The 14420-nt window shown below is 61.6% G+C and carries 8 protein-coding genes and 1 pseudogene; 7 read left to right on the top strand and 2 right to left on the bottom strand.

The window, feature by feature from the left end:
* Positions 1 to 92 precede the first annotated feature (92 nt).
* Together AZH51_RS00600 and AZH51_RS00605 are read left to right on the top strand one after the other, a co-directional pair.
* Positions 93 to 1421, top strand: a complete 1329-nt coding sequence (locus AZH51_RS00600) for an O-antigen ligase (protein ID WP_291520281.1) — start codon at positions 93 to 95, stop codon at positions 1419 to 1421.
* A complete protein-coding gene (locus AZH51_RS00605; protein WP_291520282.1) occupies positions 1418 to 3079 on the top strand; it encodes a lipopolysaccharide biosynthesis protein in 1662 nt (553 codons plus the stop codon). Before AZH51_RS00600 ends, AZH51_RS00605 begins: the two co-directional genes overlap by 4 nt.
* 75 nt (positions 3080 to 3154) lie before the next feature.
* Here AZH51_RS00605 and AZH51_RS18695 read toward each other — a convergent pair.
* Positions 3155 to 3832, bottom strand: a pseudogene (locus tag AZH51_RS18695) (glycosyltransferase family 2 protein); the annotation flags it as partial.
* Here AZH51_RS18695 and AZH51_RS00610 point away from each other — a divergent pair.
* The 3 genes from AZH51_RS00610 (at position 3722) to AZH51_RS00620 (ending at position 11717) form a co-directional block, all read left to right on the top strand.
* Entirely contained in the window at positions 3722 to 4012 is a 291-nt protein-coding gene (locus AZH51_RS00610; protein ID WP_291520283.1) for a hypothetical protein, read from the top strand. The pseudogene AZH51_RS18695 and the gene AZH51_RS00610 overlap by 111 nt on opposite strands.
* Before the next feature lie 38 nt (positions 4013 to 4050).
* Positions 4051 to 5511 (top strand): polysaccharide biosynthesis tyrosine autokinase, encoded by a 1461-nt coding sequence (locus AZH51_RS00615; RefSeq protein ID WP_291520284.1) that lies wholly within the window; start codon positions 4051 to 4053, stop codon positions 5509 to 5511.
* 1022 nt (positions 5512 to 6533) lie between these two features.
* Positions 6534 to 11717, top strand: a complete 5184-nt coding sequence (locus tag AZH51_RS00620; RefSeq protein ID WP_291520285.1) for a PKD domain-containing protein — start codon at positions 6534 to 6536, stop codon at positions 11715 to 11717.
* Between the two features lie 157 nt (positions 11718 to 11874).
* On the opposite strand, the gene AZH51_RS00625 is transcribed toward AZH51_RS00620, so the two are convergent.
* Positions 11875 to 12150, bottom strand: a complete 276-nt coding sequence (locus AZH51_RS00625) for a hypothetical protein (protein ID WP_291520286.1) — start codon at positions 12148 to 12150, stop codon at positions 11875 to 11877.
* Between the two features lie 112 nt (positions 12151 to 12262).
* On the opposite strand from AZH51_RS00625, the gene AZH51_RS00630 reads away from it, so the two are divergent.
* Both AZH51_RS00630 and AZH51_RS00635 read left to right on the top strand, forming a co-directional pair.
* Positions 12263 to 13705 (top strand): right-handed parallel beta-helix repeat-containing protein, encoded by a 1443-nt coding sequence (locus AZH51_RS00630; RefSeq protein WP_291520287.1) that lies wholly within the window; start codon positions 12263 to 12265, stop codon positions 13703 to 13705.
* A gap of 283 nt (positions 13706 to 13988) precedes the next feature.
* Complete coding sequence (locus AZH51_RS00635; protein ID WP_291520288.1) at positions 13989 to 14420, top strand: adenylyltransferase/cytidyltransferase family protein; 432 nt, start codon at positions 13989 to 13991, stop codon at positions 14418 to 14420.

A 14420-nucleotide genomic window follows, 5' to 3' on the forward strand; every position in this document is an offset into this window, starting at 1 on the left:
CACCCAGGCCCCGTCGCTGACTGGCCCCTACACCTCATAAGGCGGACACTAGCCATGGGATCCAGAGAACAGTGCACAGGAAGGAAGCAAGCGTGCAGACTCCCGCCGACAGCGACCTCGGGTGGTTGCGGTCACGGCAGGTCTTGACGCGCGCTCTGTTCTTCACCGTGAGCGCTTGGTTCTTCTTGCCGCGGTTCATTCAGACCCTTCAAGCAACCAAGACTCGCAACATGCTTGGCGCGTCAAATCTAGTCGTCACACCTCTGTCCGACCTGAGCCAGCGCGCCCTCTTTTATCTAACTATCGCGATCTGCTTGTGGATTATTGCGTCCCGATGGACCGTCTCTCCTTCCTCACGCGGCGTCGCCCTCGTCCTGTCGATCACTCCCGTCGCCTACATGCTGGTTCAAGGAAAATACCTGGGAGTCCCCGCTGACAACGCCGCGTTCGCAGTACCACTGGTATTCATCGCCGTTTGGCTACTCAGGCCCCGCATCCAGGATCTGGCCATGATCGGGTATTTAGTTGGTTTGGTCTGCTTAGTTGGGGTAGTTCTCGGCTTCGTACTACCCGATCACGCTATTCTTCGTTCGGCTTACACTAACAATGCAATTGTTGCCGAAAAAGAGATCCTTCCTTTAGGATTGCTGGTGGGCCTATTCACAGATAGCAACAACTTCGGTCAGTTCATTGCGACCGGCCTGCCAGCGGTGTTTCTCATCCGCCATAGACGTGCAAGATGGTTCTTTGTCGCTGTCACCTTGTTCGCACTGCTCTGGACGGCGTCACGCGGATCGATGGAGGCAGTGGTTCTTAGTGCCTTACTGACCACCGCGGTCGCCCGGTGCGACCGGCAGTGGCGCTCGACAGTGGCGTCAGTTGGTTGCGGTCTGCTCTTCACCGTCGGCGCGGTGTTGCCGTTCCTGGTGCACGAACCTACGGCCTTCACCAATCGAGGTGCGATTTGGATGCAATCGATTCAAGCGTGGCAGTCCGCTCCCGTATTCGGCCTGGGCGCGAACTGGTTCAATGTCATCGGGTCTTCATCAGCGTCGTTGGGTCCCAACGTCTTTCACGCTCATAATCAATTTCTCCAGGTGCTGGTCACCGGCGGGGCGGTCTATGCGTTTCTAATCGGCATGTTGCTGGTTGCGGCGTGCCGGTGCGTCGGACGCCTCGCCACCAATCGCAGCTTCATGCCCACCGGGTTCCTCAGCGCACTCGCAGGTGTCTGTGTGTTCGAAGTGTCGTTAGTCATCGTGGACAACCGACTACTCTTCCCGGTCGTGGTGCTACCGCTCGCGACAATTCTATTCACCCGGGATCTGGATACCTCCACGCCGACACCCGACGTCGCGGGCGCATCCATGTCGAAGCTCGCGCATTCCGGTTACGGGTCGACCTCAGGGTCCACCCAATGAGCTTGGCGACGACCGCCGTTCGAGGTGCAGGTGTCTCTCTAGCTGCCCAGCTAGCGCGCCTACTCCTCCAGGTGGGTTCACTCGTTGTTCTCGCGCGGCTGCTCAGCCCAGAGGATTTCGGTCTAGTGGCCATGGTGACTGCGATCACCGGCGTCGCAGAACTGATCCGGGACTTTGGTTTGTCATCCGCCGCGATCCAGGCCACGGAACTGAGCGACGACGAACGCACCAACCTGCTTTGGATCAACACAGGCATCGGGGCGGCGTGCGCTGTTGTCGTCGCCTGCTCCGCGCCGCTATTGGTCGCTCTATACGGCAACCCTAAGGTGGGACCAATCGTCCTTGTTCTTGCGGGGTTGTTCGTCATTAGCGGATTCAATACCCAGTTCTGGGCAAACCTGAGCCGAAGCCTTCGTTTTAACGCGCTCGCCCTGACTGGCATCACTGCCCAAACGGTTGCGGTCTGTACATCAATCACCATGGCCTTGCTGGGTTTCGGTTACTGGTCGATCGTGGGGCAACAGTCGGCTCTGGTGATTACTTCGTGTGTAATGAATGTCTTTCAATCCCGCTGGCGGCCGGGGCTTTATCGCCGCGCCGTGTCGGTGCGACGATTTTTTCGGTTCGGCGGTGGCGTGCTTGGCGTCCAACTTCTCGGCTACGCCACCAACAACGTCGACAGCATCGCGCTCGGGGCCGTATGGGGAGCGGGCCTGGTGGGTCTCTACAGCAGGGCTTACCAACTAATGATGGTTCCGATGCAGCAGATCAACGACACCATGGCCCGCGTGACGTTGCCGGTGCTGTCACGCGTTCACGAGCAGCAGGCCGTCTATGTGCGGTACATCCAGGGGTCTCAACTCATCGGGTGCTATTTCCTGGCGACATGCTTTGCGATGGCGGCAGGAATGGCGCATCCGCTCGTTCTGACGCTGTTCGGCGCCCGATGGGACGCGGTCACCCCAATCTTCATTGCGATCGCCATCGGCGGAATGTTTAGGGGTATTGGCCAGGTGTCCTACTGGATGTTCCTGTCGCGGGGCAAGACTGGGGAGCAACTTCGGCTTTTCTTGGTGTTGGGTCCGCTCATGGTGGTGCTGCTGCTTGCCGGCCTGCCGTGGGGCCCGATCGGTGTAGCGATAGGTCACTCCGTGGGGCACCTGACGTACTGGCTCGTCTCGCTCTGGCGAGCGGGTGACGTGGTTGGCGTTCCCCGTGCGCCGTTGTTCTGGCAAGCCACCCGCTCGATCTTCCTGGTGTCCGGACCCGCCGGATTAGCGGCAGCAGGCGGCCAACTCGTGGTTGCCTCACCACTCGCCCAGATCGGCCTGGGGCTCGTGTTCAGCGCTGCGTATTTGATCGCCATCACCACCTTCTCACCCACCGAACGACGCAATGTCCAGATGATCACCGATCGCCTGGGGCTAGCACGCTTACTACGCCGCGGACGTTCCACCGGACCGGCTCCAGAGCCCCAGCCTGCGCCTTTCGATCCTCTGATACTCCTGGATCCTGAGTCCCCACAGACCACTCAGCAGACCGACCCCGCGAGCCAACTCGCACTGCGCGTGAACACGGAGGGGCCAATCACCGGCGATGACGCCCCGCACGGCACGAACCGCGGCTCGCACCACGATGGCCACCCCTCGAATAGTTAGCTTCACACGCACGCTGACTCGCTGGGCCGCCGTGTCAGCAATGTCCAACTGGATGCGGCCCCACGTGTTGGCCGCACTTCGGATCCGGCGACGCACCCACGCGGGAGTCGCCCGCTCGGGGGGTACTAGCTCAATGACCTCTGCGGAATCCTCCCAGCGAATTTGCTCGCCCTGGCGGACCAGTTCATAGGTCAGACGAGTGTCTTCCCCAAGTGTCAAATCAAAGGTCCCCGCGTTGAACCTAACGTCCATTCGGCGGAGAACCCGTAGATCAAGGAGGAGGTTGTTCGTTGCAGCACCTCGCATGAGTTTGCCGCTCGCTAGAACCCTGCGCTCGAAGTGGCCCGACGCGATCACCCAGCGGTCGACCGGCCCCTCAAAGCAAGAAACGACCGGCCCGGTAACCGCAGCGCACTGATACTTCTGCCAGGCAGCAAGCAGGTTGGCCAACCAGTCTTGCGCTGGGATCTCGTCGTCGTCAATGAACGCCAAGAGGTCGAAGTTCACGGATTCGACCAAAGCCCTGTTGCGCGCAGCCGCGATGCCCGGCCGTGGTTCGTGGACGTAGCGCACCGCCTCCCCGGACCATTCAGCAACGATCGACTTAGCGGACGCGTCAGGGTCGTTGTCAACAACCAGCACGTGAGCCGCGAGCTCGGCATGGGACAGCTGCTCGAGAAGGGCGGGGATGATGCGAGAGATTCCCTCGGGCCGACGATACGTCAGAACGGCGACGACAACACGTTCACTCATGGCGGCATCGTCGTCCGGGGCGGGTGGTCGATCGGTCACGGGGTAACACTCCTCTTAGACGGTGCGGCAACCGGCCAGTTCTCGCCGTGGTCGGTCGCGTCACGATTCGACGGGCGAGATCAGCGCCCACGACGCGAGTACCATGAAAAATACCTCGCGGCTCAACCTCGGCTCGCCTGAACCGGTTCCGCGGTCTATCGACTTTGAGGAGATGTCCGGTGGATCTGTCTGCTGCCGTTCGCACTCTGCGGAAGCGTTGGCAGTTGCTGTCGTTGCTCGCACTACTCGGCGTCGCTCTCGCGGCGGCCATCACTACACAAATCCCCGCGGTCTACGCAAGCAAGGTGACCTTTTACGTGGCGACGCCCCCGTCGACCACGTCCTCGCTCTTCGACGCAAGCCAGTTCGGCACACAACGCGTGAATTCCTACGTCAAGTTGCTTAGCAGCGATGAACTTGCCGCGCGGATTGTTGCCGATCAGCATCTGACTGATGATCCGCACCAGCTGGCGACTCGCATTAGCGGCACCGCCGACCTGAACACCGTTCTGATGACCGCCCAGGCCACCGGAGATTCCCCCGCCCACGCGCAGCAACTCGCCGCGGGCATCAAAGTGGCTATGCCGCCCTTGGTCCAAGACCTCGACGTTACCCCAGCATCGAAGACCCCCTCGGTTGATTTGACCGTGGTGACCGGGCCCACGCCGGCCATCCAGATCGCCCCCAATAAGAAGGTCAACTACGGACTGGGCCTTCTGCTGGGGTTAGGAGTAGGCATCGCGTGGGCGCTGTTGAGAGAACTGACCGATACCTCCGTGAAGTCGACCGCTCAGCTGAGCGAGGTCTCCGGGCAAGCAGTGTTGGGCACAGCAAGCTTGGCCGCGAAGGGGGCCAGCCCTCTAATGCCGGATAACGACGGATACAACCCGTTGACCGAAGAGATACGGCAGATACGAACCAACCTGCAGTTTGTAAATGTGGACCGCCCGCCTCGAGTGATTGCGGTCTCATCCGCAGTCAGCGGTGACGGGAAAACCACGATGTCGGTGGACTTGGCTGCTGCGTTCGGCGAAACCGGACAACGAACTCTGCTGGTGGATGCAGACCTTCGCAGGGGGCGCGTGGCCGAATACCTAAAGATCGACGGCAGCATCGGCCTGTCTGATGTACTTGCCAACCGAATCGGGCTGGATGACGTACTGACCGAGACCCCAGCACATCTGTGGGTGCTCCCATCCGGAACCGTTCCACCCAATCCTGTGGAGTTGCTCGATAGTCGCCATATGACCAGCGTCATTCAGGACCTGGCCGATCGATTCGACGTTGTCATCATTGACACCCCGCCTGTCATCCCGGTGACCGACGGCGTGGTCGTCGCCAGTAAATGCGACGGTGTGATCCTCGTGGCGCGTCACGGTGTGACGAAGCGCGCGCAGATCGCGCAAGCAACCTCGGCAATCAACGCTGTGCGGGCGCAGTGCATCGGATGGATCCTGAACCAGGTCCCCCGCACCCGCAAGGACCGTAGCTACTACTCCTACGCTTCTACCAACCCGACGCGACACGCGGACCACCTAACGGACAAAACCGAACATGCTTCGAAAGGTGTTACCGCTGCCCCGGATCGGCCGACGCAGGACGCAGGACCCGTGGGAAAGGGGTCGAAAGGCAGCTCCTAAGGGAGAACCGTTCGCTGGATTCATGTAACCCGGCTCGATTCTGATCAAGCCGACCTACAGTGAACCCATGTATCTGTCACGTGCGCGATTCGACGCTGCGCACCGTCGTACCCTGCTCATTCTCACGACGTCTTTGCTCGCCGTCACCGCGTTATCCGCCTGCAGTTCCGGCGGCTCGGGAGCAACGGGGAGCGCAACGCTCCCGTCCGCAACACAGACGAGTACCAAGCCGTCCGACGGCCAGGCGACCTCCCAAGGGTCGACTTCCGCGACCGGCGGCGTCGCGCCCAGCGCTTCAACATCTCCCGCTAGCACATCGCACGCACCAGCGCCCTCTGGCACTCAGCCGCCGGGCAGTACTGCTCCGATCACCAGTACGGCGACGTTCGGCGGAAAAATTACTGGGCAGATCGACAAGATCGCCACCGTCACCGCATCCGGCTCCGGGTCTGGCCAGACGAAGGGCCCAGGGCTCGCTATTACCGTCACGGTGCACAACGGCTCGTCCGCTCCCATCAGTTTGGATTCCGCCGTCGTCAACCTCGCGGTCGGAACCGCCCAAACTCCAGGCGATCCGGCCGACGGACCCCCAGCAAAGCCGTTCAGCGGCTCAGTCAAGCCCGGCGCCTCTGCGACGGGGGTTTATGTGTTTCGCGTGGACCAGACCAGTGGGCCGGTAGCGGTCACCGTCAGTTACTCGCCCACCGCGCCGGCCGTCACCTTCACCGGAACAAGCCCGTAACGGGACAGCCCCGAAGTTGCACGCGCTCGGTCCTCGCGCAACATGCGCCTATACCGGGCTTTACATCCGCATACAAGAAACCGCTCCGAACAGTTTCGACCAATTTCGCCATTTTGGTCATCAGGGCCCATGGTCACGTCTTAGACTCTCCGATGGGCAACTCCTTACTGTTGCCTGACGCGATTTTTACCATTACTTGACCCAGGGGGCACTTGTGCTTCGATCGTTCGGTGTCCCCGGACCCACGGCTTCGGCAACCACTCACAGTCGCGGGCGGGCGGTGCGTAGGCACATCACGCGGATCGCGGCCGCGACCGTCGCCATCCTCATAGCTGCGATGCTCGTGCCGCTGACCGTCGCGCACGCCGACACAAGTCCGATCGCCGATCGTTCAGCAAGCTTGGTTACCGCCGACTCATTACCCACAGCCCAGATGAACGGCATCGGTTGGGCACAGGTGGTTTCGGGTGACACCGTCTTCGTGGGCGGCAAGTTCACTAGTGCACGGCCCGCTGGTGCGGCAGCCGGCACCAACGAGACCACGCGCAACAACCTGATGGCCTACTCAATCAGCACCGGCGTCATGACCTCGTGGAACCCCAACGCGAACGGCCAGGTTTTGGCAATGGCACTGTCCCCCGACGGTAGCCGCCTCTACGTCGCCGGAAGCTTCACCACCATCGGAGGACAGACCGCCAATCGGATCGCTGCGCTTGATCCGGCAACGGGTGCTCTCATCACTTCCTTCAATGTGACCGCCGATGCGCAGGTCACTTCACTTGCTGTGACTAACTCAACGGTCTACTTCGGCGGCATCTTCTCGACGGTCAACAAGACGGCCCGCAGTCGGGTTGCCGCCGTGTCAGCTAGCACCGGCGCACTTCTTCCCTGGAATCCCAGCGCAGACGCCAAGGTCTACTCAATGACCATGAACCCGGCTAAGAGCCTGGTCATCGTGGGCGGCTCGTTCGACCAGATCGGTGGCCAAAGCGCAACCGGTTTGGCAGCCCTCGACCCGACGACCGGGGCCAAAGTGTACTGGGCCGCGACTGACACGGTGACCGCGTGGGGTGTGACGACCCAAGGCGGTGCAGCGATCTACAGCTTGAGCACCGACGGCACGAACGTCTACGGCACCGCGTACAACTACTACGGCTACGGCAACTTGGAAGGCACCTTTTCTGCTGATGGCAACACCGGTGCCATCAACTGGGTAGAGGACTGCCACGGCGACACCTATGGCGTCTTCGCCAACGATGCCGCGGTCTACACGGTGAGCCATGCGCACTACTGCGGCAACATCGGCGGTTTCCCCCAAAGCGACCCGTGGTCAACCAACATGCGGCACGCCCTCGCCTTCACCAAGCAGGCAACCGGGACTATCGCTCATGAAACGTTGGGTTACCACGACTGGTACGGCACAGCCTCACCGTCGCTGATCAACTGGTTTCCGGACCTTGCGGTTGGCAACCTTACGGGCCAAACACAGGCTGCCTGGGCAATCAACGGCAACTCCAATTATGTCGTGGTGACCGGGGAGTTCCCCAGCATCAACGGCGGCGCGCAGGCCGGCCTCGGCCGGTTTGGTGTGCCATCCAAGTCGACCAATAAACAGGGACCTCGACTTGGGGGCACCTACTGGACGCCGACCGTTACGGCCCTCTCCAACACGATTAGCCGAGTCTCGATACCCTCGAACTGGGACCGCGACAACTCCTCCCTGACGTATTCCGTGATCCGCGGCGGCAAGGTGGTGTACACCACCACTGCCAACTCGGAGTTCTGGAACAGGCCCACTGTCAGCTTCATGGACACCGGCCTCACCGCGGGTCAGACCTACAGTTACTACATCAGGGCCGCTGATCCAGACGGCAACCTCAACTACTCGCAGACCGTCTCGGTCACGATGCCTACCAACATGGCGACAAGTGCCTACCTGATGGACGTCCTGAATGATGGCGCGTCCGACTACTGGCGCCTCGGAGAGTCCAGCGGCACGACGGCGGCGGACTCTGCGGGTTCGCTTCCCATGACAGCCAGCGGTGCGACCCAAGGCGCGTCGGGTGCATTGCTGAACGACAGCAACACGGCATACAGCTTCGACGGATCGAGCGGTTCCTTCGCTTCGACCCAGACGGCCATCACCGGCTCGAACCTGTTCACCGAGGAGGTGTGGTTCAAGACCACCAGCACCGGTGGCGGCAAGATCATGGGCTTCGGCAGTTCCAGTACGGGCACCAGCTCGAGCTACGACCGGCACATCTACATGAGCCCCAACGGTCAGGTGACCTTCGGCGTGTACAACGGCACTACGTCGACCATCACCTCACCGAAGGCATACAACGACGGCACCTGGCACCAGGCGGTGGCGAGTCTGTCCTCGGCAGGTATGGCGTTCTACCTTGACGGTAAGAAGATCGGCACCCGAACTGATGTCACGGCCGGTCAGCCGTACAGCGGCTACTGGCGTATCGGCGGTGACTCGATCGGTGGTTGGCCCGGCAACGGCAACAACAACTTTGCCGGGAGCATCGACGAAGCCGCCGTGTACCCAACGGCCCTGACGCCGGCGCAGATCCAGCAGCACTACACCGACAGCGGCAGGACTCTGCCCACCTCCACGGCGCCGAGCGACGCCTATGGCAAGGCGGTCTTCAACGACCACCCGGATGTCTATTACCGAATGACTGACACGACGACCACAGCGAAGGACGTGTCGGGCAACGGGAACGACGGCCTGTACAGCGGTAGCTACACCCAAGGCGCCGCAGGGTCACCCACTGGTGGCGGCACCGGTGTCTCGTTCGACGGCTCGAGCGGCACGCTGGGTTCCGCGGGTCCAGTCGTCGGCCCCTCGACCTACACCGAGGAGTCGTGGTTCAAGACCACCACGACGGCCGGCGGCAAGATCATGGGCTTCGGCGACCGGCAGACCGGCAACAGCGGTAACTACGACCGCCACGTCTACATGCAGCCCTCGGGTCAGTTGTCCTTCGGCACCTGGACTGGCCAGACCAACCTGGCCACCAGCAATGCAACCTACAACGACGGCAACTGGCACTATGTCGTCGCAACCCAGGGCTCGGATGGTATGAGCCTGTACGTCGACGGCGCCCTTGTCGCCACCAACCCACAGACGAGTCAGCAGGCCTACAACGGATACTGGCGTGTGGGCGGCGACTCATCATGGGCTGGTAGCAACTACTTCGCCGGGACCATCGACGAGGCTGCCTTCTATAGCAGCGAGTTGACCCCCCAGCAGATTGCTGCTCACTACAGCGCAGCCAGTGTGAATCACGCGCCGACTGCGTCGTTCACCGCGACCACCAACGGGCTCACCGCGGCGGTCAATGGAAGTGCGTCTTCGGATCCCGACACCGGTGATTCAGTGGCGTCGTATGTCTGGGACTTCGGCGACGGATCCCAGCCGGTCACCACGACTACCCCGACGACGTCGTACACCTACACCACGGGCGGGACCTACACGATCACGCTGACGGTGAAGGACACCTCGGGTATGGCCTCAACGGCCACCACCCGGAGCGTGACTGTGACGGCACCCCCGCCCAATGTTCCGCCGACGGCGGCGTTCACCTCCAGCGTTACGCACAACGCGGTGAGCTTCGATGGCTCCGGTTCGAGTGACACCGACGGCACCGTGGCCTCCTACGACTGGGACTTCGGTGATGGCAGCACGCACGCCACCACCGCCAAGCCCAGCCACACCTACACCACGGCTGGCGACTACAACGTCACGCTGACCGTCACCGACAATCAGGGGGCGACAAACTCCGTGACTAAGTCGGTCACCGTGGGCGGAGCCAACCAGGCGCCGACGGCGGCGTTCACCTCCAGTGTGGCCGGACGTGTGGCTAGCTTCGATGGCTCCGGTTCGAGTGACACCGACGGCACCGTGGCCTCCTACGACTGGGACTTCGGTGATGGCAGCACGCACGCCACCACCGCCAAGCCCGACCACACCTACACCACGGCTGGCGACTACAACGTCACGCTGACCGTCACCGACAACGACGGCGCGACCGGCTCGATCACGCATTCGGTAACGGTGGTGAACAAGCCCCCGACGGCGGCCTTCACCTCCAGCGTCACTCACAACGCGGTGAGCTTCGACGGCTCCGGTTCGAGTGACACCGACGGCACCGTGGCCTCCTACGACTGGGACTTCGGTGATGGCAGCACGCACGCCACCACCGCCAAGCCCAGCCACACCTACACCACGGCTGGCGACTACAACGTCACGCTGACCGTCACCGACAACGACGGCGGAACCGACACGGTGACGAAGTCGGTCACCGTTGGCGGAGCCAACCAGCCGCCGACTGTCGTCTGGTCCTCAAGCGTGAGTGGTCTGGTCGCGACGTTCTCGTCAGCCGGCACGACCGACACCGACGGCACCGTGGCTGGCCTGTCCTGGGACTTCGGGGACGGCACCGGGACGAGCACCTCGGCCAACCCGTCGTACACCTACAGCCGCAGTGGGACCTACCAGGTGACGCTGACAGCAACCGACAACGACGGCGCGAAGACCTCTGTCACGCACGCCGTGACGATCGCTAACCAGCCGCCGACAGCGTCGTTCAAGGCGACGCCAAACCAGCTGGCGGTGGCGTTTGACTCGTCGGCCTCCAGCGATCCGGAGAACGACTCGCTGACCTACGCGTGGGACTTCGGGGACGGCACCGGCACCAGCACCGCTGCCAACCCCACCTACACCTTTGGTGCAGCGGGTACGTACACCGTGAAGCTGACTGTCAATGACGGCCACGGGAACTCTGCCTCGGCGACCAAGCAGGTGGCGGTCACCGCGGTCCCCGCCGACATTGCAACGGACACATTCGCGCGTACGACGACCAGCGGCTGGGGAACGGCGGATAAGGGCGGAGCGTGGACGCTGTCCGGCACCGCATCGCGTGTGACTGCCAATGGATCAACAGGGCTGATGTCCGTGGCCGGTCCCGGCGTTGGATACACCAACTATCTCAACGGCTTGTCTGCAGCGGACGTCAACTATGTCATCGACAGCTCGGTACCGACGCTCAGCACCGGCGGCGGCTACTACACGGTGCTGAGCGCCCGCCACACCAGCGCAGGCGACTACCGACTCGCCCTGATCTACCAAAGCTCCGGAGCGATGCAGTTGCAGCTGACGAAGGTGGTTTCGGGCACGTCGACAACGCTGAAGACGGTCTCGCTCGGCAGTGTCACCTACGCCGGACGCGACGTTATGCGGATCCGCCTCACGATTAAGGGAACCTCGATCACGGGCACGGCATGGAAGTCCACCGCCGCGGAGCCCGCCACCCCGCAAATCTCGGTGACGGATAGCACAGCGGCGCTGCAGGTCGCAGGCTCGATTGGCCTGGAATCGTACGTGTCTGGATCAGCTGCGACCGGTGCCGTCGTATTCACCTACGACAACCTGTCCGTGAAGCCCGCCCAGTAGGTAGAGCGAACGCAGTTAGGCGCACGGGCTGACCGTGCGCCTAACTGCGTTTGCGCAAGCTCAGCAAATCAGTTGCGTCCCAAGCCACACGCAGGGTCAACGCCTTCCTACGCTAAGGAGGAGTTGGGTCGTCGCGGGCATTGCCGCCCACGCGCCCCTATGTCGGCTCGATTGCGGTCCTGAGGAGTTTCTTGGCCATGAACGCAAATTTCTTAAGGGGTGTGGCTTTTAGAAAGCCTGCGAGCGGTTCCTTGTCCGGATTCCCTCTAGGCTCGACGGCGGCCATGGTGTTGGTCCTTGCCGCTGCTGCTAGCTCACCTATTCTCTTTCCGTCGCCGGCTGAGGCAGCCCCGAGCACCGCTGGATCTGCACCCATCGGCTCTACGGCATACCCGATTGCTGCGGGCTCGCTCTTCGTCGCTACGAACGGCAATGATTCTGCCAAAGGCAATATTAATGCCCCCCTCCGGACAATAGGTGCTGCGGTGAGTCGCGCGGTTGCGGGACAGACTATTGTTGTGCGAGCCGGCCGCTATCATGAAAGGGTGACCATAGCGCCCTCCAAGTCAGGTCTGACTATTCAGTCGTACCCGAACGAGGCGGTCTGGCTAGACGGCACGAGCGCAGTAACCACCTGGGTTAAACAAGGGAGCGTGTACGTACATAGTGGTTGGAATGCATTGTTTAGCCATAACGCCAGCTTCAGCGCGGGCCAGTATCCGTCTGGCCAATCCCCTTTTGTGGGAGTACAGAACCCGATGGCAGCATGGCCGGACGGAATGTGGATCGACGGAGTTCAACAGCGACAGGTCGCCTCTAGAAGCGCAGTGATCAACGGTACGTTCTTCGTCGACTATGCTCGCCACGAACTGGTGCTCGGGTCGGATCCTGCTGGTCATTCGGTGCGCGCCAGCGATGTTCAACAGGCGTTCCAAGTTTTCGGTAGTCACGTGACCATCCGTGGCATAGGTATCCGGCGCTACGCAACCACTCTTGACCAGTTGGGCGCCGTGGTTATCCAAGGATCCGATGCCCGCCTGCGAGACGTCGTGGTGACAGATAATGCCACTGGTGGGATAGCCATCATCAGCCCCAACGCAACGCTCGAGCAAGTTAGCGCCCTCGGCAACGGGGCGACCGGAGTTGGCGGCAACAAAGCTGACGGCATCACAATCCGAAATTCATTGATTCAAGGAAACAATTTTCAACAATTCAATCCGTCGCCTTCGGCGGCAGGAATCAAGTTCACTAAAACTCGTGGCATTACGGTTGCGGGTAGTGTGTTCACGGGCAACCAGGCGGCAGGACTCTGGCTCGATGAATCTACGGTCGGATTTGCGGTGGTAAATAACCGATTTGCGCGAAACTGGATCGGCGCCGAACTTGAACTATCGGACACTGGTGTATTTGCAAACAACGTGGTTGACGGCGGCAAGCACGCCTTGTACATCTATAACACTGGAAACGTGCAGGTTTACAACAACTCGTTCGCCAACTACGGGGTCGGCGGGGTTTTCATGTCACAGGACCACCGTCGGCAATCGAATCCGAGTGACCCTGGCCACGATTCTCGATACCCCGCGGGCGACCCAACCAACCCTTGGCTCACCCGTAATATCACAGTTAGTAACAACACATTTGGTGCGGCGAACCCAGGAATGTTCCAAGTGTATGCGCTCGACAAGGAGACGCGAATTTCCGCCGACGCAATGAACCTGACCGTCAAGGGCAACCAATTCGCGCCTTCCCCCACGATGGTTGGCTGGGGTGGCGGCGATAACGTAACTGTCACCCGCTTCTACACACCAAATGCGCTCTCGGGAGCAAAGAACTCATCTTGGCGTAACGCGATTGCCACACCCGCAAGCGTCGCACCCACCGCTGCCGGAAATGCAGTGGCGCTTCCACTACCCCCGAGCGTGGCTAACAAGGTCGGGGTGCCCACGGGGAGCGTCCAAGTCGGACCGTTCTTGAGCCGGCTGCCGTGAGTCTCTGTGTCGCACGACGTTCCATTGCATAAGAGCGGTTTGTTCGTTCTGCCGTCGTAAGCGATCGCCACGTCGAGCGTCCCCCGTGCCCGCGCCTGACTCGTGGCCATCACGGCGAGCCTGCTGTTGCTTGCACGGACGGACGGCCATGATCACCCACCCGGACCCAGTCGCACCCTGAAACTGGATCATTCCGCCCCTACCTCGGTAAACTCCGGGTCAAGAGATCGTAAAGACCCGGGCGTCGTCGTCGTCGCTCGGACGGAAAGATGGGTTGACGACGATGGCTAAGCCCTTGGTGGGTTACCTCCCCGGTGTGTTCGATATGTTTCACATCGGGCATCTCAACGTGCTGCGGAATGCCAAGCTGAGTTGCGATTACCTCATCGCTGGCGTCGTCAGCGATGAGCGGTCACTCACCGCCAAGGGCAAGACGCCCGTGGTTCCCCTCATCGAGCGGCTCGAGATCGTGCAGAGCATTCGCTACGTCGACGAGGCTGTCGTGGAAGACGTTCCGGAGAAGCTGCAGATGTGGGAGCAGCTGAAGTTCGATGTGATCATCAAGGGTGACGACTGGCGCGGCACCGACAAGGGCCGAAAGCTCGAAGCGGACTTCGCCGGAGTCGGTGTCGAGGTGGTCTATTTGCCCTACACCGTCGTGACGTCGAGCACAATGCTCCGGCAGGCGCTGCACTCCCGGCTGGCCGGCGAATAG

This window comes from Branchiibius sp. NY16-3462-2, assembly GCF_001594145.1.
Lineage (GTDB): Bacteria > Actinomycetota > Actinomycetes > Actinomycetales > Dermatophilaceae > Branchiibius.